We start from the raw sequence: 22,317 nt of genomic DNA on the forward strand, positions 1-22,317 counted from the left end.
AGCACCGAACAGACACACCAACCGATGGGCCTCCGCTGACGGGATGCGGCTGCTGCTGGGTGTGGGGATCGAAGGGATCCAACAACTTCAGGCTGCGCCAGTGACCCCCGGAAGGGGATAGGGGTGCAGGACCGGCCACTGGGCAAGTGGTGGCGCGCTGACGGTCTCAGCCGGGGTCCGACTCCCCGGAGCGCACTCGCAAGACGGCAGGAGGAACGGTGGACAAGAGAGCCAGAGAACTCATCGACTACGGGGCGCTCTGCGGCTTCGAGATGACCGGTACAGACGGCGCTGGGCACTATCGGCTCGAGCATCCCAATGGCGCGACGCTCTCCGTGGCCTGCACACCGGGTGACTACCGCGGCGACCGGAACAACATGGCGCTGATGAGGAAACTCTCCGGCGTTACGCCACCGCGCGCTCGTTCCGGCAAGTACCGGCGAGGCACGCGCCAAGAGCGTTTCGTCCCAGCCGCCGAGCGGGTCGATTCGGTCAGTGCGCAAGCAGAACGCCTGCTCTCGAGACACCAGGAGCTGTGCGACCAGGTCGCCTACCTCTCGGCGGAGGGCGACGCGACCAGATGCAGACCCGTGGTGACTGAGCTCCTCGAAGTTGAGACGGCGATCAGAGACCTCGGCCGGCCCGTCCCACTCCGCACATTCCGCACCAACTGAAGGGACCGACATGACTATCCCGATGATCTTCCCCGACGACACGAGCCGAGCGCGGAGATCGGATCCGATCGAGTCACACCTCGCGGCTGATCGCAACGACACCGCCGGTTCACGTCGCGCCGTGCTGCTCATCATGCAGGCGTACCGAAGACAGCTCACGGACCACGAAATCGAGACCATCCACACGGAGGCCGGCGGGCACTACACCGGCCAGCGGCTCCGCACCGCACGCCACGAGCTCGTCGACAAAGGCGAAGTGGTGCACGACGGGTGGAAGCTCGGGCCCTCCGGGTACCGCACCAGACTTTGGCGCCTGTCGTGACCGGCTCAGAAGACGCGTCGTGGCACCGGGAGTCCGCCGACGAGGGCACAGTGCTCGCCCCACGGGTGGATGACACGTTCGACGCCCGCATCGCCGGCGTCAGACGAGCCAGAGACCGCCGCGTCACTGAGATCCAGGTTGAGCGCGACGAGCACCTACGCCTCGCCGACGAACTCCTCGAGACCCAGCGCCGCGTCGAGGACGACTACAACACGCGCCTCGGTGAACTCGCCGACGCTGCAGAGAGAGCGGAGCAACCATGACCATGACGATTCACAATGACCTCGTGCAGGGGTCTGATGCTTGGCTTCAGGCGCGCTGCGGGATCATCACCGCTTCCGTGATCGGGAAGCTGATCACCCCGACGCTGCGGGTCGCCGACAATGACACGTCGAGAGGCGTGACGTTGACTCTCGCGGCCGAGCGCATTACAGGTCATGTCGAGTATGTGCACCCCACGTTTGACATGCAGCGCGGCACGGACGACGAACCGTTCGCTCGAGCCCTCTACGCCGAGCATCACGCTCCGGTTGAGGAGATCGGCTTCGTCACCCTGGACGGGGCTGACAGCGACGACCGGGAGTACAAGATCGGGTACTCGCCCGACGGGTTCGTCGGTGACGACGGGCTGATCGAGTGTAAGTCCCGGCAGCCTAAGGGCCAGCTCATCGCGATCCTCAGCAACACGGTCCCCGCCGCGAACATGGCGCAGATCCAGTGCGGCATGTTCGTCACCGGCCGCACCTGGTGCGACTACGTGTCGTACAGCGCTGGCCTCCCGCTGTTCGTCAAGCGGGTGCACGCAGAGACCGACTGGTTCACAGCGATCGAAGCCGCCGCGGTCGCGTTCGAGACGAACATCACCGACACCATCAACCGCTACAACAACAACTCACGTCTCATGCCCCGCACAGAGCGCCGGCCCGAGCTCGACGAGATCAGGATCTGACATGGACCTCAGCGAGACCATCGCACCCAAGAGCGACCAGCTCAACGCCGACGACTTACTCAGCGGCCCCCGGACGGTGACCATCGTTGAGGTGCGGGCAGGCAGCGCCGAACAGCCGGTCGAGCTTCACCTCCAAGGACTCGACGGGCGCCCTTACAAGCCTGGGAAGTCCATGCGCCGGGTACTCGTCGCCGCATGGGGTGGGGATGGGAACATGTACGCCGGCCGAAGCATGACCCTATACACGGATCCTTCCGTCAAGTTCGGGGGCAGCGAGGTCGGCGGCATCAGGATCAGCCACCTCACACACCTCTCCAAGCCCCTCAGCGTGAACCTGACCGTCACGCGAGGTCGGCGCGCACCGTTCGTCGTCCAGCCGCTCAAGATCGCCCAGGAGGCGGCCCCGCAAGACAAAATCGACGCCGCGGTGGTAGCTATCAGCAAGGCGCAGGACGCAGAAAAACTCGCCGAGATCGAGGCCTACGCCGACCGGATCGGCGTCGGACGCGAAGTCGCCGCCGAGCTGCAGCGCAGACGTACCGAGCTCGACCGATGACCCACCTGGAGGTGATCAATGCGCATCCGAGGGACCAAGCCTGAGTTCTGGAGATCGAAGAGGATCGCGTCTGTCTCGTGGGATGCGCGTCTGGTTCTGAAGGCGCTCGAGTCGTACGTCGATGACAACGGCGTGGGGGAGGACGATATCGGCACGATCGCGGGCGATTGCTTCCTCCACGACCTGATTCGCGAGCCCTCGCGAAGCCTCGCGAGGGTATCCGAAGCGATTTCCGAGCTCCACCAGGCCGGTTTGGTGTGGCGATACGCCCATGAAGGCAAGGATCTGGTGTTCGTGTCGTTCTGGGAGTCGATTCAACGCGTCGACAAGCCTCTCAAGGGAAGAAACCCCAGGCCAGACGGCACTATCAACTACGGCGAGTCGACCATTCGCGAGGTCGTCGCGAATCCTCGCGAAGCTTCGCGAACAATCGCGCCTGTAACAGGGGAACAGGGGAACAGAGGAACAGAGGAACAGGGGGGGAAGCGCGACGAAACGTCGCCCCCCACCCCGTTCTGTCGAAGACACCCCGAAGGCACGGACGCCCCATGCGCCGGATGCAAGAAAGCACGCACCGAGTGGGACGCACTCCACGTCCCCGCCAAACCAGTCGCCCCCGAGTACCGCAACACCACCACCTACTGCGACATCCACCCGAACTACCCGATGCCCTGCGACAAATGCAGGCAGATCGCAGCAGAAGACGACGAAGGACACACCATATGAACGAAACGATCATCACGGTCGTCGGCAACCTCACCGCCGACCCCGAGCTGCGTTACACGCAGAACGGGCTGCCGGTGGCGAACTTCACCATCGCGTCGACCCCCCGCACGTTCGACCGTCAGGCGAACGAGTGGAAGGACGGCGAAGCGCTGTTCCTCCGTGCATCGGTGTGGCGCGAGTTCGCCGAGCACGTGGCGGGTTCGCTGTCGAAGGGTGCGCGGGTCGTTGCGACCGGTCGCCTCAAGCAGCGCTCCTACCAGGACCGCGAGGGCCAGAACCGCACCTCGATCGAGCTCGAGGTCGACGAGATCGGCCCCTCGCTGCGTTACGCGACCGCACAGGTCACGCGCGCAGCGTCGGGCGGCGGAAGCGGCCAGACCGGTGGCGGGCAGTCCCGTCCGCAGGTCGCGGCCGACGAGCCGTGGTCGACGCCGAGCAGCTACGGAGAGGACACCCCGTTCTAAACGCCACCACGCATTAACCCACCCCCCGCCCCGTCAGATACCTGGCGGGGTTTCTCGTGCTGCCAGCACGCAGCAGAAGGAAGAAACACCATGTCGAAGGACAACCGCCCCATCGAAATCGGCGACCGCTTCGAGACCGAAGACGATCGCGACGCTGGCCGCGTCGTAGAGGTCATCGAGGTCGTCAGCGGACCCCGGTACGCGGGGGACCCGAAGGGAAGCATCTTCCGGACCGTCACCGAGGCCTCCCCGAAGAACCCGCAGGCAGTCGGCAACGTGCAGCGGGTCTCAGAGCGCACGCTCCGCGGCAAGTACGTGCGGGTCTCTCGGTGAAGATCACGGTCGACCTGGATCCGAAGCTCGTATGGCAGATCCAGTCGGAGGCGGCAAGGCGTGATCTCACCCCCGGTGCTGTCCTCCGCGAGCGACTCGTATCTAGCCGGAACACCCTCGAACTGGAGAACCGCATCCGCTCGCGAGTGATGTCCGGAATGTGTGACGCCGACATCGCAGCCGACCTACGCCTGGTAGTCGGCACGATCGCAGCGGTCAGGAGACGTCTTGGACTGCGCCCGAACCGACGCAAGCCGGGGTGGGCGGCATGAATCTTGGCGCGACCGTCCCGTGGGCCCACCAGGGGCCCACCACGAGGACGCAGACCTGCCAACGGTGCGGCCTGGAACGCAAAGCCCGGAAGGACACGGTGCTCTGCGGTTCCTGCCGGTACACCCTCACCCCCGTCGAAGCGAAAGCATGGGAGCACGCCGCGTGAGAACGTTCCACACCGCCACAGAACCATCGACAGCATGGTCCGGGACGGCCGCGGTCATCGAACCGGAACCGTGGATGGCCAACGCCCTCTGCACCCAGGTCGACCCCGAGGTGTTCTTCCCCGAGAAACCAGACACCCCGGAACTCGCCCGCAAGGTCTGCGGATCCTGCGACGTCATCGAACAATGCCGCGAGTACGCACTCCGCACCAGACCCCGACACGGAATCTGGGCCGGCATGACCCTCCGGCAACGCAACAAGATCAAGGTCACCCTATGACCTGGGTGCTCGAGCTCCCGTACCCGCGCGCGCCGAAAGGTCTGAACGCGAACGACCGAAACCACTGGCGCACCAAGGCAGCATCAACCGCTGCAGTGCGCGCACAGGTCAAAGCCGCGGCAGTCACGGCACGCATCACGCCCATGCAACGCGTCCAGGTCGAACTCGTCTGGGTCGTCGGCGACAAGCGCAAACGCGACCCCGACAACCTCGCACCATTCGCGAAAGCCATCTGCGACGCAATCGGATCCGACCGCGGAGTATCCGCACACCTCGTCCAAGACGACTCACCCGAGTACATGACGAAACTGCACCCCCGCATCGAACACCGCCCAGACGCCACACATCACTTCGAGGTCCACGTCACCGACATCAGCAACAGGCCCGACACGATCGACGCCATCACCCGGAGGCTCACATGAGGTCCCCACTACAGACCAGCACCGCACGCAACGCCCCCACCATGCCCGTGGACGAACCAGAACACGTCTGCGGGCGTTGCCGTACCCCGTTCGGTCGCAGCGCGCTCCCATGCCCCAACGACAGGAGAACCGAAGATGCTTGATCGACGATGGCTCCGCGCGATCGACGGGTACCTCCTCGACCAGAAAGCGGGCGGCAAGCCCGACACCACCCTCCGCGCGCGCCGAGACCAACTGCAGCACCTCGCCCGCCGAGTTGAGGCCGGGCCCTACGAGCTCACCTTCGACCAGCTGCGCGACATGGTCTCGTCGCAGGAGTGGAAGCAGGAGACCCGCCGTGTCCGCCGGTCGACGTACAAGTCGTTCTACGACTGGGCCGTCGCCGAGGGCCACGTGACGGAGAACATCGCGGATCGTCTCCCGAAGGTGCGCATGTCGCAGGGGCGCCCCAAGCCGGCACCCGACCGCATCTACAAGGAAGCGATCATGGCCGCGGCACCCCGCGAACGACTCATGCTGCGCCTCGCCGCCGACGTCGGTATGCGACGTGCGGAAGTCGCGAAGGTCCACACGAACGACCTGATGGAGGAGGGCGACGGTTGGTCGCTGCTGATCCACGGGAAGGGCAACAAGGAACGCATCGTCCCCGTGCCGATCGCGCTCGCTGAGACGATCCTGGCGATGCCGTCCGGGTTCCTGTTCCCGGGCCGCGACGAAGGCCACCTCACTCCGCGGTTCGTGGGGAAGCAGATGGCCGCGATCCTCCCCGAGGAATGGACCGCCCACACGCTCCGTCACCGTTTCGCCACGAGGGCGTATGCCGCCACCCATGACCTGTTGCTTGTGCAGCACATGCTCGGGCACTCCTCACCCGCCACTACCCGCCGGTATATCGAGTACGGGCGGTCCGAGATGCGGTCCGTTGTGGAACGCCTCAGCACCGAAGGAATCGCAGCATGAGCACGCACCTGTGGGAGCACGACCACCCCTACTACTGCTCAGAGGGCAACTACTTCAAGACCGGGATGCACACGGTCTACGAGTCGTGGGTTGACTTCGCGCAGCCCAGCGAAGGCAGGAGCTTCAACGACGAGTGGAACTTGCTCTACGACTTCGACGACGACCTCAACCTGCTCTGGCGGTGGGATTGGAAGAAGGCAGACCCCGAGAACTACTGGCGCAAGCCGGGCGACCCGAATGACGAGACCGCTCAGTACGTGGAAGACCAGAAGGTCGACCGGCTCGAGCTGTTCTTCATGCTCCAGCGCAAGGCGTACAACATCTCCGTCGAGGTGAAGGTGACCGAGGCTGATGAGCCAGCCGTCCGGGAGTGGCTCATCAAGAAGGCGTCTCACATGCGACTGCTGTGGGCGCCTCTGCTCGGACAGGAACCGTCATGACTGGGTCACAAACCTTCTGTTTGGGGGTCCTTGATGGTCGACCGTAAAGCGCAACTGATCGTGACGTGCATGTTCCGTCACCTGACCGACCAGGAGAAGTCCGAGCTCACCGCTCTTCTCGGCGTCGAATCTGATCCCAACCCTGAGGAGGGGTCATGACCGATCAGCATCTGTGGGTTCAGCGCACTAGCCCGAGCACGGTGGTCATCCGTCGTGGTCTCCGCATAGTCGTAGCCCTCATCGATGACGGTGAGGTCGCACGTATCGCACACGAACTTTTAGCCACCAGACCGGTAGAGGAGAAACCGTGACTGCCGACAAGATCACCGACCTGACAGCACGTCGCATTGAGCGTCTGCTCGCCTACTACAAAGACCGTGACGACCGAGAGTTTGCTGACGCCATGCGACGCGCCGCCGAACGATTCCAGGAGGCATCATGAGCGACGCACACGACCAGACAGCGGTCGACGAACAGCCGATCACCGAGGACGAGAAGCTGACCCGCGCGTGCGACTGGTCCGACTACCGGAAGGCGTACGGCGTATCGGCTGATCACGACACGTTGCGCCGTGAGCACATCCTGTTCTGCGCGGGATGGGATGCGGGCCGGCGATCATGACCACCATCGTCTTCACGCTCCCGGACGAGTACGCCGAACGGATGCGCAAGAACTCAGGCGAGTTCTACCTCGATGTCTTTGGGCGTGTCCGTGACCGCGAGAGCACCGACGCGATCGGCCACTGGCAGGAGATGCCGTGAACTACGCACAGTTTTTCTTGAAGCGAATTACCCCCCGCGGGCTCCTCGCATTCTGGCGGAATTACCGCATCCAGTGGCGGCACCTGAAGAAGCATCACCGCACCCGACGATCAGCGGCGTACACGGCCTGGCATTACGGACCTGTCCGATGAGCGCCGCACAGTTCTTCTGTTTGGGAGCCTGACGTGCCTACTCACCTCCAAGACGCCCGCGAGCAGCTCTACGCGCAAGCCGCATGCGGGGCATCGCTTTACACCGGTCCGACCGTCTCGCTCAGCCCTGAGACGACGGGCAAGACCATCGACTGCATCGCCTGCCGCGCGATGCTCCCCGACCCCGAGGAGGAGTCATGACCCGGCGGAAGGCCAAGCCGATGTATGACACACCGTGCTCGAAATGCGGAGTGCACGTGAAGTTCGGCGACGCACGCAACCGTCTCGGCAATCTTGCCGACCACCGTCTCTGCCCCGTTCCCGAAGCCGAGGAGGACTCATGACCGACAACCCGTTTGCGCCTCGGACCGAGTTCAAGAAACGGGTCATCACCGTGAGCGTGACCGAAACGCAGCAGGAAGCATTCGACCGGATCAAGGCCGAGCTCGAAATGAAGACCGATGGCGCGGTGATCAAGCACGCGCTGCTGCTGCTCTACACCCACCTCTTCAGCCGGGAAGGAACGTCATGACCGACAACATCACCGACCTGACCAAGCGGCGTGTTGCACGTCTGCTCGCTTACGACGAGGAACGCGACAACCGCGAATTCGCTGACGCAATGCGCCGCGCAACCGAACAATACGAGGAAGCATCATGAAACTGCGGCTGTCGCTCACCGTCTCACTCACACGCGATACTCCGACCGTCGAATCGGAGGAGGCGCCGTCTGTCGACGAGAAGGGCTCAGCCCTCATTGAGAAGGCTGAACCCCAGGGAGTCGGGTTCGCCATCGACCCGTACCGTTCGGACCCGTTCGAAGAGCGGAGACGGCCATGACCACCGCACAGTTCTTCTGCATCGGAGCTAAAGGGAGCGACCTTGTGATGGAAGGATGCAGGTATGACCGAAGCGACGCCCCTCAGGCCGGGTCTGGTGCGCGACGAAATCGAGCATTGCACGACCTGCGGCAAGGCCCGCGAGGATCACAACGCAGTGAGTTGGGCGCACACTTGGCTCCCGCGGACCTACGTCCGGGAAGTCAGCATTCCGCTCGTCCGGTAGATATCGAAGGCGTCTTCGACGCGCAGCCTGAGTTCGGTGACGTCTCACACCTCCCCCGGGGGAGGGCGGCGGCATGACCGTGAAGATTTTCGCGCCCGATTGCCGGCCCGAGAACCCGCGCCGCCACACGCATCAGTGCGATGGCACTTACTGCGACTGCGCCTGCCATAGCGCCCAGGCCCCTGTTCCAGAGGTTCGCACAGCGCGTGCAGAGGAGGGCGAGCGATGACCGAGAACTTGTCGCCGTGCGCTCGCGCCTACCTTGCGGAATACGGCAGCCTGCCGACCGATCGCGCCGAGCAGGATCGATATGGCGCATTCCGCTTCGGGTTCGAGGCGGGTCTCGCCCGTGGTGAGCAGCAGACGCTGGTCACGTGGTCACGCGCCATGGAGTCCGCCATTCGCCCAGTCCGACAGGGTGGTGAGCCCGATGCGTGAGCGCGAGATCCGCTACTACCACGAGGGAAAGCAGTACGAGATTCCCGTCCACGATCTCACGAGCGACGAAGGCGCCCTCGCCGCCGCGCTGGCGGTGTTTGGCACCCTCCACGAGCGCGAGGTCACCCCGTGGCGGCTGCTGCTGCCACCTCGAGTCGTAGCGCCCGGCAAGGAGAAGACCGATGGCTGATGAGTACACGCCAACTACAGAAGAGATCATGCGGGCGTACCGCCTGCCCACTACGATCACCGACCCGCAACGCGACAGTGAGACGTTCAGCGACTACTTGCAGCGAGTCGCCGGCATCGAGGCACATGTTCACCAGATGGCCTCCGAGGCAGCCGCGCACCGATGGCTTGCTGCTCATGACGCCCAGGTACGAGCCGACACGTTGTGCGAGTTCGCGAATGAGTGCGTGGTCCTCGTCCCGGATGACCTGCCCGACGACTTCAAGCGAGGGGTCGACTGGGGCGCAGACGAATGCACTCGTAAGGCGCGTGAAGAGGCTGACCGGATAGCGGGAGGAACCAGCGCATGAGCGCCATGATCCGAGTGGAATCGAGCCGTCACGGCAACGTAAAGCGCGGACGCCGGAACTGGAAGGTCATCGACGCATCCGGCCCGAAGGTGTTCACACGTGTCTTCACATTTTCAGCGTGGTGGGCGGCCATCCGTGCGGCCGAGGCGATCTCCCGTCGTCAACCGGTCGACCCGTGGGGACTTCTATCGGTCCACACCGAGCGAGACACGAACCACACGGATGGGGGCAGGTGATGTACGACAACGTGACCGAGCAACTGCGCACGATTCGGCGAGAAGCCTCCCTGAATGCAGATGAGGTCAGCACCGTCGACCGCGCGATCGAGCAGATCGAGCACCTTATGGGCCTCGCGGCCGAGTATCTGGAAGCGACGGTGCGAGAGCAGAAACGCTACGTCGCAGACACCGATGTGATCTTCCTCGCACGCAAGTACGCCGAGCGTGAGCGCAACCGCCTCCGTGACGTGGTGGAGGGATTGCGGAACCAGCTCGACAACTTCGAGCGCAGCGGCCCCGCCGCGATGCCCGTCTTCGTCGCCCGCTCGCGCCGCATCCTGGCTCGCGCGGCCTGCGAGTCATGCGGGTGGACGGGCCCGCAGACGCAGTACCTCGCGATCGGTCGGCGCGAGATCACGCATCCTGACGGGCCGCACGATGCCTACTGGCTGCCGCGTCTGATGAGCGCCAGTTCGACCGGACTGGATTAGCTGCCCGCTTATTCCAGTCAACTATCAGCCCGACGCTTATCCCGGGCACAGCATCCTGACCCGTCCTCACTACCGAGGGCGGGTCTTTCGTTTCGAAGGGACGATCATGACCGAACTCCTCGATGCCGTAGACGACCTGACATTGCCGCGGAACGTCAAGGTACACACCGACGGCGGTCACACATGGGCCACCGAAGACGCGCTCCTCACCCAGCTCGAGCAGGCCGTCTCATCCACCCTCAACTCCGGGTCCGGTGCCGGCGGGTCACCATGGTCCCGCAACGTCCTCGACTCCGCCGCCCTCCACCAGGCAGCGATCATCACCTCCACCATCGGAGACTGGTGCCGCATCGAGAACGTCCCCGTCAGGAGAGACCCGATCGCGGACCTCAGATCGTGGCACGCCGCACGACTCGGATCCGACCACACCGAGACGAACCCGTTCTACATCAACCAGATGCGCGCATGGGCAGGCCAGATCCGCAACATGGTCAACCCGCCCAAGATCATCGAAATCACCGCACCCTGCCCCACCTGTGGGCAAGGCGTCTACACCAACGACCTCGGCGAGAAGGTACGCAACCCGCTGCAGCTCTCCTACCGCCCTGAGTCAGGATCCATATGGGCCGACGCGAAAGCCCAGTGCCGCGCATGCTCCACCATCTGGGACAGTGAATGGCGTCTCCGAGAACTCCGACACGACATCGACGCGAAAGACCAGATCGCCTGACGACCTGTGTTAATGTGAAGTGCCTTCCAGAAGTCTGTCAAGACCCGGAAGAACCGAAGCCCTAGACCAACTGGTCCGGGGCTTCTCTCGTTCTAGCCTCGCGCCAGCGTGACACACACCATGCCAAGCGGTCACCGACTGCCGTGTGAGGCTCCTCTTCCCACAGCTGGGGATCTTCGGATTCCAGTGCACCCCGGCCGGTGCCAAAACCTGAGCTGCGGGAACCCTCTCCCTCTCGGCCAGTTCGCTTGACACGCGGCGAAGGTCGATCGAGGGCAGGCCGCACACGCCCAACGTGCAGGCCGTCCATCCCAGCGCGGGCAGCGCACGGGACCACAACTGAATAGGTCGCTGTCGTAGCTCAGTGGATAGAGCCATGGCGCGCAGGTTCGAATCCTGCCGACAGCACACAACGAATCCCTTCGAACCCCCTCACCTGAACGGTGGACGCCATGGACTGGCAACAGTGTGATCAGTGCGTCGCCCGGGCCCTCGTCTTCTTCGACCTCGGCAACGGTCGTGAGCTCGCGTACTGCAGCCACCACGCGAACATCAACACCGCCGCCCTGTCCCTCAACGCCGCAGTCATCGTCGACATGCGGCACCTCGAGGCCGCCACATGAAACTCGGGTTCGCTATCCTCGCCGGCATCACACTCACCATCGCCACCCAACACACCTGGCGGCGCACCGCGATCTATTGGCTCTCACGTGGAGACGGATGACATGCGCACCGAGAGCAAGGTCGAATGCGACTTCTGCGGGCGCGAGTACATCAGCCGCATAGCCGCGTCCATGTGCTGCGACCCGATCAACGACCTCGACGACGAATGGCTCGGCTACGACTAGCCACGACGTCGCATCAATACCGCACACGACCGGATACATGGACGGACTTGCCCAGCAACTCGAGGAGTGACCAATGGCCGATCACACCATCGCAGCAACCGACCAAGGCGCCTACGAAATCCACGTACCCGCCCGCGAGTCAACCACGGTGCAGATAGACGCCCAATACGTCTACATCACCGGCGGCATCCGCATCACGCATCACAACGGCAACTCGCCTGTCTACGCTCGAATGAACAGCGAAACCAACGTCGGTGACCCGAAAGCCACAATGATCCCGCCCTATACATGGGCCGAGATCCAAGCAGGTCAACAGCACACGCTCACGATCAACCTCATCTCCGCAGACGACGCGACCGTATCGGTGGCACGCCAGTGAACGACCGTGGATATCTACCTCGAACCCCCGTCACCATCGTCAGCGAGAACGGCAACGACGCCGCAGCAGAAGCCGCCATGCAAGCTGCCGCGAAAGCTCAGCAAGCAGCGGACAACGCGCGTCAGATGGTCCTCAACCGTGACACGAGGCTTAAGAACCTCGAAGACGTTGCCGACACGTTCGCCACGCTCCAGGCCGGGGCAGACGACGAACACGCCAGGCTCCAGCACGAGATCGACACCATCGCACTCACCCCCGGCCCGCAAGGTGTCCGCGGTGAGGAAGGGCCGAAGGGCGACCAAGGCATCAAGGGCGACAAGGGTGACACCGGGTCCAAGGGTGACACTGGCGCAGCAGGAACCGCAGCAAACATCGCAGTAGGAACCGGCCGCATCACCGCCGCCGTCATCCTCGGCGGGACCCTCGACGTCGTAGTTACCCTCTCCCGAACCATGCCCGGCACCAACTACACGGTAGGCATAGCCCCCACCACAGGCATGACATTCACCATCAAGGCACGCACCACCACCACAGTCACCATCACAGTCGGTGCAGCACTCGCCCTCGCAGTCGGAGCCACCTTCCAACTCATCGCCTGGTCATGACCGCACGCAACAGCGCCATCACCGCCCGACTCCGCGCCCGCATCGCAGCAACCAAAGCCGCATGCCACATCTGCGGACAGCCCATCGACTACACACTCAAGACACCAGACCCGATGTCCTTCGAGCTCGACCACATCATCCCACTCGCCAAAGGCGGGACACACGACGCCACCAACACAGCCGCGTCACACAGAACATGCAACAGCATCAAGAGGGCACGAGTAGTCGCACCCATCGTCAAGAGGTCACGCTCACTCGACTGGTGACCTTCGAACACTGCTTCTACCCCCAGGCAGGGGGCCCCCTTCGACCAAGGCCAAAGTACCTCCGGGGCTAGCCATCGTCTCTCCCCGACATTTTTTCTGTTCCTGTGAGGGGGCATCGTGACGAGTAATCGAACATCTGTTCTTCGTGCGGTGGTTCCTGGTGAGGTGCCGGCGTCGTTGCCGGTGCTGTCGTTGGATCAGGCCATCAAGTCGGGTTCTTACGTACAGATACTCATTGCTCAGCGGGTGGAGATGGTGACGGCTTTGCCTGAGACGAAGGGGCCCGCGTTGGCTGCTCTGCATCGTCAGATCTCTCTCACGTCGAAGGAGATTGAGGCCTTGCTGTCGCGGGATTCCGATGAGTCGGAGGGTGGCGCGAATGTCGACGATGGGGAGTTCGACGCCGAAGCTATCTGACGTTGCTCGTCATGTGGTGATCCCGTCTGGGATTGTGACGACGGCGTGGCCTCGGGTGGTTGCTCAGTGCGCGGCTATGGGTGTGACGTTCGATTCGTGGCAGCACGGTGTCGGTTCGATCGCGCTGGGTAAGCGTAAGGACGGGAAGTACGCCGCAACTGTCGGTGGTGTGGTGCTGAGCATCCCCCGCCAGGTCGGCAAGACCTTCCTCATCGGCATGATGATCATCGCCCTGTGCGTGTTGTTCCCGAAGCTGACCGTGTTGTGGACGGCGCATCGGACGCGGACGGCGACGATGACGTTTACGACGATGCAGGGCATGGTGCGTCGGAAGAAGATCCGTGTGCATCTCGCCGCTGATCGTAGCGATGGTATTCGTACGTCGAATGGTGAGCAGGAGATCCGGTTCAAGAACGGTTCCGTGATCATGTTCGGGGCCCGTGAGAACGGGTTCGGCCGTGGTTTCGATGCTGTGGACGTTGAGGTGTTTGACGAGGGCCAGATTCTTTCGGAGAAGGCGCTCGAGGACATGGTCCCCGCGACGAATGCTTCCCGGCAGGCTTCTGGGGCGTTGCTGTTCTTCATGGGCACACCGCCTCGCCCTGTGGATTCGGGTGAGGAGTTCACGAACCGGCGTGCGAAGGCTCTTGGCAAGAAGGCCGGCCACAAGGTTCGTCGCGTTGGCGGAAACATGGTGTACGTCGAGTTCTCGGCGGACGGTGACGCTGACCCTGACGATCAGGATCAATGGCGCAAGGCGAACCCTTCGTTCCCTGGTCGCACTCCGGTCGAGTCGATGGAGCGGATGCGTGAGCAGCTCACAGATGATGATTCGTTCCGTCGTGAGGCTCTCGGCATCTGGGATGCGTCGGGGACACCTGAGGTCATCGACGGCGATTCGTGGGCTCGAGTCCTTGACCCCGCGTCGATGGCCATTGACCGCCTCACTCTCGCGATCGACGTCGCTCCGGATAGGTCTATTGCTTCCGTATCCCTCGCAGGGCAGCGTGCCGACGGGCTGTGGCATGTAGAGCTTGGGGAGCAGCGAAAGAACGTCGAGTGGCTGTCCCCATGGGTGACCTCGCTAGCGGAGAAGAACCGTCTGCATGCTGTCGTCGTCGACGTCATGTCGGGGTTGGTAGAGGTTCGCAAGGGCCGAAATTACCTCATCGGTACGGACGTGGTGGTCACTTTGGCTGCTGCGGAGGGCCGGGATATGGCGATCGCCTCAGGTCAGTTCTTCGACGCGGTCATGGAATCGTCCCCGAAGCTGCGTCACCCGGATCAGCCGCAGTTGAACGTGGCGTTGTCTGTGGCTCGTAAGCGTCCGCTCGCGGGTGCGTGGGCGTGGAACCGGAAAGACGCCACTTCGGATATCACTCCGATAGTGGCTGCGACTCTCGCCCTCTGGGGTGCTCAGAAGGACGATGTTGAACGCCCGACCCGGCGTCAAGGAACTAGGACGGCGGTGATTCTATGAGCCTCGAGACGTTTCGCGTACCTGGCCTCACCGATGCCGAGACCATCGATCTGAACGTGAACCTGGCGCAGCTCAAGGACCGCCAGCGGGGCAACCTGCTTCGGTCTTCGCTGTATGACGGGAAGCGGGCTGTGAAACAGATCGGTTCTGTTATCCCGCCGCAGTACACGAAGATCGGTCTCGCGCTCGGGTGGACGGCTAAGGGCGTTGATGGGCTGGGCAGGCGGTGTGTGCTCGAGAAGATGGTGTGGCCTGAGGGCGACATTGGGAGCCTCGGTATCAACGAGCTGACGGACAGCAACTTCCTGATGGCGGAGATCGCTCAGGGGCGCACCGATTCCCTGATCCACGGTGTTTCGTATCTGATCACGACTCGTGGTGAAGGTGATGAGCCACGCGCTCTTGTGCACACCAAAGACGCCCTGAACGCGACCGGCCAGTGGAACACGCGTAAGCGGCGCCTGGACAACCTTCTGTCGATCACGTCGTGGGAGGGCGACGACCCGAGCGGGTTCGTCCTGTACCTCGACGGTGTGACCGTGAACGCGTCGCGGGCGCAGAACGGGCAGTGGGATATCACCCGGTCGGTGCATCCGTGGCATGTGCCGGCGGATCCTCTCGTCTACCGCCCTCGCACGTCGAAGCGCATGGGGCGATCCAGGATCACTCGTGCAGCGATCTCGACTCAGGATGCAGCGCTGCGTGCGCTCGTGCGCCTTGAGGCGCACATGGACATCTATGCGATCCCGAAGCTGATCCTCCTGGGCGCTGACGAGTCGATTTTCAAGAATGCGGACGGCAGCTTGAAGGCGTCGTGGCAGATCGCACTCGGACGTGCATTCGGTATCCCGGACAACGAGGATGCTGCCGCGGGTCAGCCTGCTCGAGCTGACGTGAAGCAGTTCGACGCTTCTTCCCCTGAGCCTCACCTGGCGCATCTGAACGCGTTGGCGAAGCTGATGGCGCGTGAGATGGATCTCTCGGATTCGGACTTCGCGCTGACGGATCTCGCGAACCCCACGTCGGCGGACTCATATTCGGAGGCTCGTGAGTCTCTGATCGCTGAGGCCGAGGATGCGACAGATGGGTGGTCGACTCCGATCCGCCGTTCGGTGACGCGTGCTCTCGCGATTCAGAACGACCTCGACGAGATCCCTGCGGCGTGGGCTGGTATCGACACGAAGTGGCGTAACCCGGTTCACCTGTCTCGTGCTGCTGCTGCGGACGCTGGTGCGAAGCAGCTTGGTGCTGTGCCGTGGCTGGCTGAGACCGAGGTGGGTCTGGAGCTCATCGGGTTGGACGAGCAGCAGATCAAACGGGCTCTTGCTGAGAAGCAGAGAGCTGCTGGTCGTGCTGTGATCGCTGCTCTGGCACCGCGGGCCAATGCCGACGCCGCAGCAGTCTAGGCGGGCGCTGGCGCTCCTGTCGGATGAGGCGGCAGCCGTAGCGAATGACCTCTCGTTGCGGCTTACCGGATCGCCCGAGGCGCAGCGTGCCGCTCTGCTCGAGACGGTGCCGGGTGTCATCGACTACTACGCGGTGGGCGCTGGCACGTTGGCGGCGGACTTCTACGACGAACGCCGGCAACTCGCGAACGTGAAGCAGGCTTACGCGACGGAAGTGATCGTCCTCGACCGGACGGTGAAGATTCGCCGCGCGATCGCGTGGGCGGCTCAACCGCTGTTCGGGCCGATGGCTGTGACATTGCAGCTGCGTCTCTCTGAGGTTGTTCAGCCTGAGGTTGCCCGCGCATACCGCGACACGGTGCTCGAGAACCGACGCCGTGATCCTGCTACGGCGGGCTGGCGTCGGGTCACCGGGGTGTGCTGCAAGTTCTGTCGGATGCTCGGCGACAAGGGTGCCATCTACAAGCGGGACACCGCCCAGTTTGCGGCGCACCCCCACTGCGACTGCGGGGCTGAACCTGTCTTCCAAGGCGAAGCGATCGGCCCCGAAGCGAACAACTTCCAGTACCTCGGATCTAAACGTCGTCGCACGCCCGCTGAGAAGCAGGCCCTCCGCGACTGGCTGGAAGCCGAGTACCCGGACTAGATCTCCCACCTCTGTGGGCCGTACGCGACGGTTTCGCGGTCATGTGCGACGGCACGGAAACGGGGATACCGGAATGACTGATGCAACCACGACCGACACGACAGCCGAGACGGCGAACGAGTCGGGGGAGCAGAAGCAGCAGGAACAGGGCAAGACCTTCACTCAGGCCGAAGTCGACACGATCATCCGTGATCGGCTGAAGCAGCAGGAGCGAACCAAGTTCGGTGACTACAACGAGCTTCGGACGAAGGCCGAGGGCGCGCAGTCGCTCGAGGAACGTCTCGGAACGTTGGAGACGGAGCTCAGCCAGACCAGGGCTGACGCGCTCCGTACTCGCATCGCCGCGAAGTTCGGAATCAGCACTGAGAAGGGTCCGAAGGACGAACCGTCCGACGCCGATCTGTTCCTCACCGGTTCTGACGAGTCCACCCTCACCGCGCAGGCACAGCGCCTCGCCGGCCGACAGGCGGAGTCGAAGAAGCAGGGAAACGTCGCCCCGAAAGAGGGCGCCACCACACGCACTGGAGACGACAACAGTGACGCTCGCGAGTTCGTGAGCAACCTGTTCGGCGGCTCCGACTAAACCAAGGAGCACACCATGGCAGTACTTGCCACCGGAGGTATCACCCTCCCGAAGAACATCGCCGATGGCATGTTCAAGAAGGCCCAGCAGGGTTCCGCGATCGCGGCTCTGTCGGGTGCTGAGCCGCAGCAGTTCGGCGAGGTCACCTACATGACACTCACCGGCCGCCCCAAGGCTGAGCTTGTCGCTGAGGGCGCGGACAAGGCAGACACCAACGCCACGTTCGGCACGAAGATCGCGACGCCGCACAAGTTCCAGGTCACGATGCGGTTCAACGAGGAAGTCCAGTGGGCCGACGAGGCCTACCAGCTCGGCATCCTCCAGGCTCTCGCAGATGAGGGTGGCCTGGCGCTGGCCCGAGCCCTCGACCTCGGCGGTTTCCACGGCATCAACCCTCGTACGGGCGCTGCCGCGGCTTCCATCGTCGTTGGTGACCGCATCGCGACGACCACCAACTCGGTGGAGATCACCACCGCGACCCTCACCACGCCGGATCTCGTGATTGAGCAGGCCGCGGGTCTGGTCATCGCGGACGGTTACGTGCCGAACGGTATCGCGTTCGACCCGACCTACGCGTGGACGATCGCCACGTCCCGGTATGCCGACGGCCGCAAGAAGTACCCGGAGCTCGGGTTCGGCTCGAACGTCACCTCCTTCGAGGGTCTCGGCGCGTTCTCGTCCTCGACTGTTTCGGGTGCGCCTGAGATCGCGTCGGCTTCGGGCGTCAAGGCCATCGTCGGGCAGTGGGACGCGTTCCGCTGGGGTGTCCAGAAGAACATTCCCGTCGAGCTGATCCGCTACGGCGACCCGGACGGTCTCGGCGACCTGAAGCGCAAGAACCAGATCGCCCTCCGTGCCGAGGTCGTTTATGGCTGGGCGGTCATGGATCTTGACGCCTTCGCAACGGTGGTCGACAAGGTCGCGAACGTCTGATGTCGAAGTTCATTAACACCAACACGAAGGTCGTTGTCTCTGTCGCTGACGAGAAGGACGACCGCTTCGCTGAGGGCTGGGACAAGGTCGAAGAGACCAAACCCAGCACTCGCACCAAGAAGTAACAACGGGAGGGGGCGGTCATGGCCGTAACACCAGCGAACATCGCGGTAGCACTCGGTGTGGCCGCCCCCGAACCCGGATCTGTGACTGAGCAGCAGTGGGCGATGTGGATCTCCGACGCGGAGATGCTGATCGAGATTCGCCGGGCGGAGCTTGACGCTTCTGCGCCCGACCAGGCGAAGGTTGATTACGTCGTCCGTGAGTCTGTTGTGGCTCAGGTGAAGCGCCCTGATGATGCGACTCAGGTGACCGTCTCGGTGGATGACGGGTCGACGTCCCGAACGTTCCAGTCGGGTAGCGGTCGGGTCGGCATCCGCGAGGAGTGGTGGACGCTGCTTGGGCTGCGGAACGACACAAAGGATGCGTTCTCGATTGACATGATCGGTGCGGCGTCAATGCATCTCGCGTGGTGCGCGCTGAACTTTGGCGCTCTGTACTGCTCTTGTGGGGCTGACATTGCCGGCGTCCCCATTTACGAGGGCGCTGACGAATGGTGAGTCTTGGCGCGGATATTGCGTGGGCTCTCCCGGGTCTGCGGGCTCAGGCTGTGTCGCGGATGACAGAAACCATTCGTGCTGGCCGTCTGGTCGAGGTGACGGATGAGGAGACCGGTGACCCAGTCGAGTCGTTTACTTCGATCTATGAGGGGCCGGCTCGTGTGAAGTATGCGAATACTGCGGTCTCGACGGATGATTCGTCGTCGCAGTTGTTTACCTCGCAGTCGATCATCGTGAGTATCCCGGTCCAGCCGGCGACTTTGGTTGCTGATGAGGACACGGATCCCGGTGACGGTGTGATCCCGAATGTGAATGTGGTCCTGCCCGGTGGTACTGCGGTTGAGGTGTTGTCGTCCGCGTCTGATCCGGCGTTGGTGGGCCGGAAGTACACGACGGATGGTGTCCCGGACATGGGCCAGGTAACGGCTCACCGGTACTCGGTGACCGAGCTCGACTAGGGGGCTGCTGTGGCTGATGATGCCGATTTTTCGGAGCTCATGTCGTTGGCTTCGTCGATGGATACTGCGCCTCGCGCTGCGGCCCCGTTGATTCGGAAGGCGCTGACGGTGACGGCGCGCAGTATTAAGGATGAGTGGCGGGCGGGTGCTCGACGCACTGGTCTCGCCGGTTACGCGGCATCGGTTGACTATGACGTCAAGGGTGGCCAGGGCATCCGTGCTGAGGAGATTGTTGCTGAGATCGGCCCGAACCTTGGTAAGGGGCAGGGTTCCTTTGGTCTGGTTGAGGACGCGACAGGCAACGTTCGGTCTGCGCCTCAGCATGCGGGCCGGAATGCGTTGCGGAACAACGAGGCGGACTTCTTCAAGGGTCTCGAGATCGCTATTGGTGATGCGACGGCGGAGGCGGTGGAGAAGTGAGAGCTGAGTTTGCTGCTTTCAAGGCCGCGTTGTCTGAGCCTTCGGTTCTTTCGGGCAAGGTTGAGACGACTGTCCGGGTGACGACGAACAACGAGCTCGTTCGTGCGAACTATGTGATCGTGTTCCCGTCTGTTCCGGTTTTGAATGATGCGCGTTATACGGCGTTGCAGGACCGTGATTCGACTCGTGAGCTTGAGTACGACGTTCGCGTGGTGGCTGTGGATGCGGACGGTGTTCTGTTGCTTGCTGATGCGGTGATGGGGCAGATGCTTGGCCGTGTTCTTACGGTTGCTGGTCGTGTGTGTGATCCGATTCGGATGCCTCAGGACAATGTTGAGGAGGGTGCGGTTTCGTTCGATTCGAAGGCGCGTCTCTTCATGCTTGATATGACTTTGCGGTTCACGTCGAGGCGAGTCGCCTCTTGATGTGAAACCGGTTACGACGTTGCGCCCTGCCAAGGATGGTGGGGCGTTTGTCGTTGGACTTGCGTTGCCGTCCGGTGGCGCTAAATCGCCCCGGTAGGGGCCTGGCCTCTTAGGAGACAGAATGCCCGAAAATGTTCAGCCGGGATTTGCGGCAGATGGCCGTGGCACCGTTCTTTGGGCGGAGACCCTTGCGGTTCCGTCTGCGCCGACTGCCGCGGAGATTGCTGATGCGACCCCGCTCACGTATGGCCTGACCGCGGACGGCTTCATGCATGACACCACGATCGCGACGATCACGACCGGCCGGTACACGCTTGCTCAGGCTCTCGAGCTCGACGGCACGGTCACGGACACGGTCGAGGTCCGTTGGGTGTACAACCGTGTGACGCCCACCGACGTGGAGACCACGCTCGGCACTCCTGGCACGGATGGTTACCTCATCCACTCGCTGGGTTACCCGAACGGTCACACCTTCGTGGCGGGCGATGTTCTGAACGCGGTGATTCCGGTGACGACTTCGATTCCGCGGGATGTTCCGCCGGCGCAGAACTCTGAGGCTGTGAAGATCCAGAAGCTCAACGTTCGTGGCCAGGTTCACCGTGAGGTCGAGGTTGCAGCCGGCGCCTGATCGTAATGCTCCGGGGGTGGGGTTCCCTCACCAGGCTCCACCCCCGGTCTCTTCTCTCTGGTGAGGAATGGTGAGGAGCAGGAAGTGTCTGATCTCAAGGATCTGATCGCACGGCAGCGAGCGAAGATCGAGCAGCGAGTCGTCGAGCCGCTCGATGTTGTCGTGGACGGGGAGGTCGTGCATCTGGTCTTCAGCCGGATCTCGACGGATGACTGGCAACAGCTAGTAGCGGAGCACCCGCCGCGCACTTTCCGAGACAGTGAGCAGGGCCGTCCGAAGAAGCTGGTCTACGCGGACAGCACCATCGGCTACAACCAGCACAAGCTACCGCGTGACTATCCGGCGGCGAGCATCACCGTCAACGGCGAGGACATAGATCAGGTCACTTGGGCTGAGCTCTATTCGGTTCTCGCCACGGCACACCAGAACAATGTAGGGACAGTGATCTGGGGCCTTAACGTGTTCGACGCGATCACGGAGCTCGAGAAACTGGGAAAAGCGGGGGCGGGCTTGCTGTCCAGCTTGCCCGCGAACAGGGCATCTCGCCGCGCCGGTTCCAAGGCTTCGAGCCAGCCGAAGTAACTACCTACCTACGGGAGGATCCGAAGCATCCTTCTTGGGTGACACGGTCGGTGACTGTCCGCGAGTCGGAATACAGTGACCGCGACCGTGCCCTGCTGCTGGCTTCTTGGGATGCTGAGCATGAGCCTCGCGGTCCTCACGGTATACCCGTGAAGGATGCCACGAACCCTGCCTTCAATCCTCTGTCAACAGAATCGACGGGTCGGTTTGTCGCTGAGCCTGTCATCGACTTCGCGCAGGACGCGATCGACAAGGCACGTGAAGTGCGTCGGAAGCTGATCAAGCCCGAAGATGACTGGGCTATTTCGTGGAGGGTCCGCGCGGAGGGTGGTCCTACGCCTTCCGAAACATGAGGGTGTGCGGGCCGTACTGATTGTCGGCTTGATGCTCGAGCCGGTAACCGCGGGCCTCAGCGCCGGAGACGATCGTCTCGTACTTCATGGTCGTCATGTTGACCTTGTAGGTGACAGACGGCCGCCCGTCGAAGGCTTCATCGAGCAGGGTGTCCGCGGACTCTTCTGCTTTCCTTCGTGCGCGTGAGGTGCTCCCCAGCACAAAGAAGCCGATCAGGCCGAATACGGCGAGAGCGGCAAGCCCCAGAAAAATGACCAGCAGCAACATGCGCTGAGTCTACCGAGTCAAACAAACCCCTGGTCAATAGCCGG

46 protein-coding genes and 1 tRNA gene are annotated in these 22,317 nt (G+C 63.1%); 46 read left to right on the plus strand and 1 reads right to left on the minus strand.

Going from position 1 to position 22,317, the window contains the following annotated elements; genetic code table 11:
- Positions 1-218: 218 nt before the first annotated feature.
- The 46 genes from DEU34_RS11065 (at position 219) to DEU34_RS11240 (ending at position 21,652) form a co-directional block, all read left to right on the plus strand.
- Positions 219-674, plus strand: coding sequence for a hypothetical protein (locus tag DEU34_RS11065; protein WP_121150214.1), 456 nt, complete (start codon positions 219-221; stop codon positions 672-674).
- A 10-nt stretch (positions 675-684) separates the two neighbouring features.
- Positions 685-996: a hypothetical protein gene (locus DEU34_RS11070; RefSeq protein ID WP_147424051.1), complete on the plus strand. Its 312-nt coding sequence runs from the start codon at positions 685-687 to the stop codon at positions 994-996.
- A complete protein-coding gene (locus tag DEU34_RS11075) occupies positions 993-1,259 on the plus strand; it encodes a hypothetical protein (protein ID WP_147424052.1) in 267 nt (88 codons plus the stop codon). Before DEU34_RS11070 ends, DEU34_RS11075 begins: the two co-directional genes overlap by 4 nt.
- Positions 1,256-1,945, plus strand: coding sequence for a lambda exonuclease family protein (locus DEU34_RS11080; RefSeq protein WP_121150217.1), 690 nt, complete (start codon positions 1,256-1,258; stop codon positions 1,943-1,945). Before DEU34_RS11075 ends, DEU34_RS11080 begins: the two co-directional genes overlap by 4 nt.
- Before the next feature lies 1 nt (position 1,946).
- The gene (locus DEU34_RS11085) at positions 1,947-2,501 is read left to right on the plus strand and encodes a hypothetical protein (protein ID WP_121150218.1); all 555 of its coding nucleotides are present in this window, start codon (positions 1,947-1,949) and stop codon (positions 2,499-2,501) included.
- Positions 2,502-2,519: 18 nt separating this feature from the next.
- A complete protein-coding gene (locus DEU34_RS16280) occupies positions 2,520-3,227 on the plus strand; it encodes a hypothetical protein (RefSeq protein ID WP_183042442.1) in 708 nt (235 codons plus the stop codon).
- Positions 3,224-3,691, plus strand: a complete 468-nt coding sequence (locus DEU34_RS11095) for a single-stranded DNA-binding protein (protein WP_121150219.1) — start codon at positions 3,224-3,226, stop codon at positions 3,689-3,691. The genes DEU34_RS16280 and DEU34_RS11095 overlap by 4 nt, the downstream gene beginning before the upstream one ends.
- 90 nt (positions 3,692-3,781) lie before the next feature.
- Positions 3,782-4,024, plus strand: coding sequence for a hypothetical protein (locus tag DEU34_RS11100; RefSeq protein ID WP_121150220.1), 243 nt, complete (start codon positions 3,782-3,784; stop codon positions 4,022-4,024).
- Complete coding sequence (locus tag DEU34_RS16115; RefSeq protein ID WP_147424053.1) at positions 4,021-4,296, plus strand: hypothetical protein; 276 nt, start codon at positions 4,021-4,023, stop codon at positions 4,294-4,296. The genes DEU34_RS11100 and DEU34_RS16115 overlap by 4 nt, the downstream gene beginning before the upstream one ends.
- A 241-nt stretch (positions 4,297-4,537) precedes the next feature.
- Positions 4,538-4,741: a WhiB family transcriptional regulator gene (locus DEU34_RS11105; protein ID WP_183042443.1), complete on the plus strand. Its 204-nt coding sequence runs from the start codon at positions 4,538-4,540 to the stop codon at positions 4,739-4,741.
- Entirely contained in the window at positions 4,738-5,163 is a 426-nt protein-coding gene (locus DEU34_RS11110; protein ID WP_121150222.1) for a hypothetical protein, read from the plus strand. The genes DEU34_RS11105 and DEU34_RS11110 overlap by 4 nt, the downstream gene beginning before the upstream one ends.
- A gap of 135 nt (positions 5,164-5,298) precedes the next feature.
- Positions 5,299-6,123 (plus strand): tyrosine-type recombinase/integrase, encoded by an 825-nt coding sequence (locus DEU34_RS11115; protein WP_121150223.1) that lies wholly within the window; start codon positions 5,299-5,301, stop codon positions 6,121-6,123.
- Positions 6,120-6,563 (plus strand): hypothetical protein, encoded by a 444-nt coding sequence (locus DEU34_RS11120; RefSeq protein WP_121150224.1) that lies wholly within the window; start codon positions 6,120-6,122, stop codon positions 6,561-6,563. Before DEU34_RS11115 ends, DEU34_RS11120 begins: the two co-directional genes overlap by 4 nt.
- 33 nt (positions 6,564-6,596) lie before the next feature.
- On the plus strand, positions 6,597-6,722 hold the full coding sequence (locus tag DEU34_RS16465) for a hypothetical protein (protein WP_259460126.1): 126 nt from the start codon (positions 6,597-6,599) through the stop codon (positions 6,720-6,722).
- 148 nt (positions 6,723-6,870) lie between these two features.
- A complete protein-coding gene (locus DEU34_RS16470) occupies positions 6,871-7,005 on the plus strand; it encodes a hypothetical protein (RefSeq protein ID WP_259460127.1) in 135 nt (44 codons plus the stop codon).
- Positions 7,002-7,184, plus strand: a complete 183-nt coding sequence (locus DEU34_RS11125) for a hypothetical protein (RefSeq protein ID WP_121150225.1) — start codon at positions 7,002-7,004, stop codon at positions 7,182-7,184. Before DEU34_RS16470 ends, DEU34_RS11125 begins: the two co-directional genes overlap by 4 nt.
- Positions 7,181-7,324, plus strand: a complete 144-nt coding sequence (locus DEU34_RS16285) for a hypothetical protein (protein ID WP_183042444.1) — start codon at positions 7,181-7,183, stop codon at positions 7,322-7,324. The genes DEU34_RS11125 and DEU34_RS16285 overlap by 4 nt, the downstream gene beginning before the upstream one ends.
- Before the next feature lie 185 nt (positions 7,325-7,509).
- Complete coding sequence (locus DEU34_RS16290; RefSeq protein ID WP_183042445.1) at positions 7,510-7,677, plus strand: hypothetical protein; 168 nt, start codon at positions 7,510-7,512, stop codon at positions 7,675-7,677.
- Between the two features lie 139 nt (positions 7,678-7,816).
- Positions 7,817-8,008, plus strand: a complete 192-nt coding sequence (locus DEU34_RS11130; RefSeq protein ID WP_121150226.1) for a hypothetical protein — start codon at positions 7,817-7,819, stop codon at positions 8,006-8,008.
- On the plus strand, positions 8,005-8,136 hold the full coding sequence (locus DEU34_RS16475; RefSeq protein ID WP_259460128.1) for a hypothetical protein: 132 nt from the start codon (positions 8,005-8,007) through the stop codon (positions 8,134-8,136). The genes DEU34_RS11130 and DEU34_RS16475 overlap by 4 nt, the downstream gene beginning before the upstream one ends.
- Positions 8,133-8,315, plus strand: coding sequence for a hypothetical protein (locus DEU34_RS11135; protein WP_121150227.1), 183 nt, complete (start codon positions 8,133-8,135; stop codon positions 8,313-8,315). Before DEU34_RS16475 ends, DEU34_RS11135 begins: the two co-directional genes overlap by 4 nt.
- A 63-nt stretch (positions 8,316-8,378) precedes the next feature.
- A complete protein-coding gene (locus tag DEU34_RS16295) occupies positions 8,379-8,540 on the plus strand; it encodes a hypothetical protein (protein ID WP_183042446.1) in 162 nt (53 codons plus the stop codon).
- Between the two features lie 225 nt (positions 8,541-8,765).
- A complete protein-coding gene (locus DEU34_RS11140) occupies positions 8,766-8,978 on the plus strand; it encodes a hypothetical protein (protein ID WP_121150229.1) in 213 nt (70 codons plus the stop codon).
- Positions 8,962-9,168, plus strand: coding sequence for a hypothetical protein (locus DEU34_RS11145; protein ID WP_183042447.1), 207 nt, complete (start codon positions 8,962-8,964; stop codon positions 9,166-9,168). Before DEU34_RS11140 ends, DEU34_RS11145 begins: the two co-directional genes overlap by 17 nt.
- Positions 9,161-9,517, plus strand: coding sequence for a hypothetical protein (locus DEU34_RS11150; protein WP_121150233.1), 357 nt, complete (start codon positions 9,161-9,163; stop codon positions 9,515-9,517). Before DEU34_RS11145 ends, DEU34_RS11150 begins: the two co-directional genes overlap by 8 nt.
- A gap of 235 nt (positions 9,518-9,752) precedes the next feature.
- Entirely contained in the window at positions 9,753-10,226 is a 474-nt protein-coding gene (locus DEU34_RS11155) for a hypothetical protein (protein ID WP_121150235.1), read from the plus strand.
- Between the two features lie 106 nt (positions 10,227-10,332).
- On the plus strand, positions 10,333-10,956 hold the full coding sequence (locus DEU34_RS11160; protein WP_121150237.1) for a hypothetical protein: 624 nt from the start codon (positions 10,333-10,335) through the stop codon (positions 10,954-10,956).
- A gap of 350 nt (positions 10,957-11,306) precedes the next feature.
- Positions 11,307-11,364 (plus strand) — tRNA-OTHER (locus DEU34_RS11165).
- Between the two features lie 44 nt (positions 11,365-11,408).
- Positions 11,409-11,579 carry a hypothetical protein gene (locus DEU34_RS16300; RefSeq protein ID WP_183042448.1) on the plus strand — a complete coding sequence of 57 codons (171 nt, stop codon included), beginning with the start codon at positions 11,409-11,411 and terminating at the stop codon, positions 11,577-11,579.
- A gap of 102 nt (positions 11,580-11,681) precedes the next feature.
- A complete protein-coding gene (locus DEU34_RS16480) occupies positions 11,682-11,804 on the plus strand; it encodes a hypothetical protein (RefSeq protein WP_259460129.1) in 123 nt (40 codons plus the stop codon).
- A gap of 73 nt (positions 11,805-11,877) precedes the next feature.
- Complete coding sequence (locus tag DEU34_RS11170; protein WP_121150239.1) at positions 11,878-12,183, plus strand: hypothetical protein; 306 nt, start codon at positions 11,878-11,880, stop codon at positions 12,181-12,183.
- A complete protein-coding gene (locus DEU34_RS11175; protein ID WP_147424055.1) occupies positions 12,180-12,788 on the plus strand; it encodes a collagen-like protein in 609 nt (202 codons plus the stop codon). Before DEU34_RS11170 ends, DEU34_RS11175 begins: the two co-directional genes overlap by 4 nt.
- Positions 12,785-13,054, plus strand: a complete 270-nt coding sequence (locus tag DEU34_RS16555; protein ID WP_121150243.1) for an HNH endonuclease — start codon at positions 12,785-12,787, stop codon at positions 13,052-13,054. Before DEU34_RS11175 ends, DEU34_RS16555 begins: the two co-directional genes overlap by 4 nt.
- Positions 13,055-13,171: 117 nt before the next feature.
- A complete protein-coding gene (locus DEU34_RS11185) occupies positions 13,172-13,471 on the plus strand; it encodes a hypothetical protein (RefSeq protein ID WP_147424056.1) in 300 nt (99 codons plus the stop codon).
- A gap of 82 nt (positions 13,472-13,553) precedes the next feature.
- Positions 13,554-14,951, plus strand: a complete 1,398-nt coding sequence (locus tag DEU34_RS11190) for a terminase large subunit domain-containing protein (RefSeq protein ID WP_220659945.1) — start codon at positions 13,554-13,556, stop codon at positions 14,949-14,951.
- On the plus strand, positions 14,948-16,357 hold the full coding sequence (locus DEU34_RS11195) for a phage portal protein (RefSeq protein ID WP_121150249.1): 1,410 nt from the start codon (positions 14,948-14,950) through the stop codon (positions 16,355-16,357). The genes DEU34_RS11190 and DEU34_RS11195 overlap by 4 nt, the downstream gene beginning before the upstream one ends.
- On the plus strand, positions 16,335-17,003 hold the full coding sequence (locus DEU34_RS11200; protein ID WP_121150251.1) for a hypothetical protein: 669 nt from the start codon (positions 16,335-16,337) through the stop codon (positions 17,001-17,003). The genes DEU34_RS11195 and DEU34_RS11200 overlap by 23 nt, the downstream gene beginning before the upstream one ends.
- 73 nt (positions 17,004-17,076) lie before the next feature.
- On the plus strand, positions 17,077-17,586 hold the full coding sequence (locus DEU34_RS11205; protein ID WP_121150253.1) for a hypothetical protein: 510 nt from the start codon (positions 17,077-17,079) through the stop codon (positions 17,584-17,586).
- Positions 17,587-17,601: 15 nt separating this feature from the next.
- Entirely contained in the window at positions 17,602-18,519 is a 918-nt protein-coding gene (locus tag DEU34_RS11210) for a phage major capsid protein (protein ID WP_121150255.1), read from the plus strand.
- The gene (locus tag DEU34_RS16485) at positions 18,519-18,644 is read left to right on the plus strand and encodes a hypothetical protein (protein ID WP_259460130.1); all 126 of its coding nucleotides are present in this window, start codon (positions 18,519-18,521) and stop codon (positions 18,642-18,644) included. The genes DEU34_RS11210 and DEU34_RS16485 overlap by 1 nt, the downstream gene beginning before the upstream one ends.
- Before the next feature lie 18 nt (positions 18,645-18,662).
- A complete protein-coding gene (locus DEU34_RS11215) occupies positions 18,663-19,139 on the plus strand; it encodes a hypothetical protein (RefSeq protein WP_147424057.1) in 477 nt (158 codons plus the stop codon).
- Positions 19,133-19,597 carry a DUF6093 family protein gene (locus tag DEU34_RS11220; RefSeq protein WP_121150259.1) on the plus strand — a complete coding sequence of 155 codons (465 nt, stop codon included), beginning with the start codon at positions 19,133-19,135 and terminating at the stop codon, positions 19,595-19,597. The genes DEU34_RS11215 and DEU34_RS11220 overlap by 7 nt, the downstream gene beginning before the upstream one ends.
- A gap of 9 nt (positions 19,598-19,606) precedes the next feature.
- Positions 19,607-20,017: a hypothetical protein gene (locus DEU34_RS11225; protein WP_121150261.1), complete on the plus strand. Its 411-nt coding sequence runs from the start codon at positions 19,607-19,609 to the stop codon at positions 20,015-20,017.
- A complete protein-coding gene (locus DEU34_RS11230; RefSeq protein WP_121150263.1) occupies positions 20,014-20,442 on the plus strand; it encodes a hypothetical protein in 429 nt (142 codons plus the stop codon). Before DEU34_RS11225 ends, DEU34_RS11230 begins: the two co-directional genes overlap by 4 nt.
- 121 nt (positions 20,443-20,563) lie before the next feature.
- Entirely contained in the window at positions 20,564-21,070 is a 507-nt protein-coding gene (locus DEU34_RS11235) for a hypothetical protein (protein ID WP_147424059.1), read from the plus strand.
- 84 nt (positions 21,071-21,154) lie between these two features.
- The gene (locus DEU34_RS11240; protein ID WP_147424060.1) at positions 21,155-21,652 is read left to right on the plus strand and encodes a hypothetical protein; all 498 of its coding nucleotides are present in this window, start codon (positions 21,155-21,157) and stop codon (positions 21,650-21,652) included.
- Between the two features lie 333 nt (positions 21,653-21,985).
- Here DEU34_RS11240 and DEU34_RS11245 read toward each other — a convergent pair whose 3' ends face one another.
- Positions 21,986-22,273 carry a hypothetical protein gene (locus DEU34_RS11245; RefSeq protein WP_121150269.1) on the minus strand — a complete coding sequence of 96 codons (288 nt, stop codon included), beginning with the start codon at positions 22,271-22,273 and terminating at the stop codon, positions 21,986-21,988.
- Positions 22,274-22,317 lie beyond the last annotated feature (44 nt).

Source organism: Microbacterium sp. AG1240 (assembly GCF_003635115.1).
GTDB lineage: Bacteria > Actinomycetota > Actinomycetes > Actinomycetales > Microbacteriaceae > Microbacterium.

Bases quoted from the DNA above. Each gene is read 5' to 3' on its own strand.
- DEU34_RS11200 (WP_121150251.1), top strand. From the start codon at position 16,335: ATGCCGACGCCGCAGCAGTCTAGGCGGGCGCTGGCGCTCCTGTCGGAT.
- DEU34_RS11135 (WP_121150227.1), top strand. From the start codon at position 8,133: ATGAAACTGCGGCTGTCGCTCACCGTCTCACTCACACGCGATACTCCG.
- DEU34_RS16300 (WP_183042448.1), top strand. From the start codon at position 11,409: ATGGACTGGCAACAGTGTGATCAGTGCGTCGCCCGGGCCCTCGTCTTC.
- DEU34_RS11160 (WP_121150237.1), top strand. From the start codon at position 10,333: ATGACCGAACTCCTCGATGCCGTAGACGACCTGACATTGCCGCGGAAC.
- DEU34_RS11170 (WP_121150239.1), top strand. From the start codon at position 11,878: ATGGCCGATCACACCATCGCAGCAACCGACCAAGGCGCCTACGAAATC.
- DEU34_RS11115 (WP_121150223.1), top strand. From the start codon at position 5,299: ATGCTTGATCGACGATGGCTCCGCGCGATCGACGGGTACCTCCTCGAC.
- DEU34_RS11140 (WP_121150229.1), top strand. From the start codon at position 8,766: ATGACCGAGAACTTGTCGCCGTGCGCTCGCGCCTACCTTGCGGAATAC.
- DEU34_RS11070 (WP_147424051.1), top strand. From the start codon at position 685: ATGACTATCCCGATGATCTTCCCCGACGACACGAGCCGAGCGCGGAGA.
- DEU34_RS16485 (WP_259460130.1), top strand. From the start codon at position 18,519: ATGTCGAAGTTCATTAACACCAACACGAAGGTCGTTGTCTCTGTCGCT.
- DEU34_RS16465 (WP_259460126.1), top strand. From the start codon at position 6,597: ATGGTCGACCGTAAAGCGCAACTGATCGTGACGTGCATGTTCCGTCAC.
- DEU34_RS11215 (WP_147424057.1), top strand. From the start codon at position 18,663: ATGGCCGTAACACCAGCGAACATCGCGGTAGCACTCGGTGTGGCCGCC.
- DEU34_RS11205 (WP_121150253.1), top strand. From the start codon at position 17,077: ATGACTGATGCAACCACGACCGACACGACAGCCGAGACGGCGAACGAG.
- DEU34_RS11120 (WP_121150224.1), top strand. From the start codon at position 6,120: ATGAGCACGCACCTGTGGGAGCACGACCACCCCTACTACTGCTCAGAG.
- DEU34_RS11085 (WP_121150218.1), top strand. From the start codon at position 1,947: ATGGACCTCAGCGAGACCATCGCACCCAAGAGCGACCAGCTCAACGCC.
- DEU34_RS11095 (WP_121150219.1), top strand. From the start codon at position 3,224: ATGAACGAAACGATCATCACGGTCGTCGGCAACCTCACCGCCGACCCC.
- DEU34_RS11130 (WP_121150226.1), top strand. From the start codon at position 7,817: ATGACCGACAACCCGTTTGCGCCTCGGACCGAGTTCAAGAAACGGGTC.
- DEU34_RS16555 (WP_121150243.1), top strand. From the start codon at position 12,785: ATGACCGCACGCAACAGCGCCATCACCGCCCGACTCCGCGCCCGCATC.
- DEU34_RS16475 (WP_259460128.1), top strand. From the start codon at position 8,005: ATGACCGACAACATCACCGACCTGACCAAGCGGCGTGTTGCACGTCTG.
- DEU34_RS11235 (WP_147424059.1), top strand. From the start codon at position 20,564: ATGCCCGAAAATGTTCAGCCGGGATTTGCGGCAGATGGCCGTGGCACC.
- DEU34_RS16295 (WP_183042446.1), top strand. From the start codon at position 8,379: ATGACCGAAGCGACGCCCCTCAGGCCGGGTCTGGTGCGCGACGAAATC.
- DEU34_RS11195 (WP_121150249.1), top strand. From the start codon at position 14,948: ATGAGCCTCGAGACGTTTCGCGTACCTGGCCTCACCGATGCCGAGACC.
- DEU34_RS16285 (WP_183042444.1), top strand. From the start codon at position 7,181: ATGACCACCATCGTCTTCACGCTCCCGGACGAGTACGCCGAACGGATG.
- DEU34_RS11105 (WP_183042443.1), top strand. From the start codon at position 4,538: ATGGCCAACGCCCTCTGCACCCAGGTCGACCCCGAGGTGTTCTTCCCC.
- DEU34_RS11110 (WP_121150222.1), top strand. From the start codon at position 4,738: ATGACCTGGGTGCTCGAGCTCCCGTACCCGCGCGCGCCGAAAGGTCTG.
- DEU34_RS16280 (WP_183042442.1), top strand. From the start codon at position 2,520: ATGCGCATCCGAGGGACCAAGCCTGAGTTCTGGAGATCGAAGAGGATC.
- DEU34_RS11080 (WP_121150217.1), top strand. From the start codon at position 1,256: ATGACCATGACGATTCACAATGACCTCGTGCAGGGGTCTGATGCTTGG.
- DEU34_RS11100 (WP_121150220.1), top strand. From the start codon at position 3,782: ATGTCGAAGGACAACCGCCCCATCGAAATCGGCGACCGCTTCGAGACC.
- DEU34_RS16480 (WP_259460129.1), top strand. From the start codon at position 11,682: ATGCGCACCGAGAGCAAGGTCGAATGCGACTTCTGCGGGCGCGAGTAC.
- DEU34_RS11210 (WP_121150255.1), top strand. From the start codon at position 17,602: ATGGCAGTACTTGCCACCGGAGGTATCACCCTCCCGAAGAACATCGCC.
- DEU34_RS11150 (WP_121150233.1), top strand. From the start codon at position 9,161: ATGGCTGATGAGTACACGCCAACTACAGAAGAGATCATGCGGGCGTAC.
- DEU34_RS11155 (WP_121150235.1), top strand. From the start codon at position 9,753: ATGTACGACAACGTGACCGAGCAACTGCGCACGATTCGGCGAGAAGCC.
- DEU34_RS11220 (WP_121150259.1), top strand. From the start codon at position 19,133: ATGGTGAGTCTTGGCGCGGATATTGCGTGGGCTCTCCCGGGTCTGCGG.
- DEU34_RS11245 (WP_121150269.1), bottom strand. From the start codon at position 22,273: ATGTTGCTGCTGGTCATTTTTCTGGGGCTTGCCGCTCTCGCCGTATTC.
- DEU34_RS11125 (WP_121150225.1), top strand. From the start codon at position 7,002: ATGAGCGACGCACACGACCAGACAGCGGTCGACGAACAGCCGATCACC.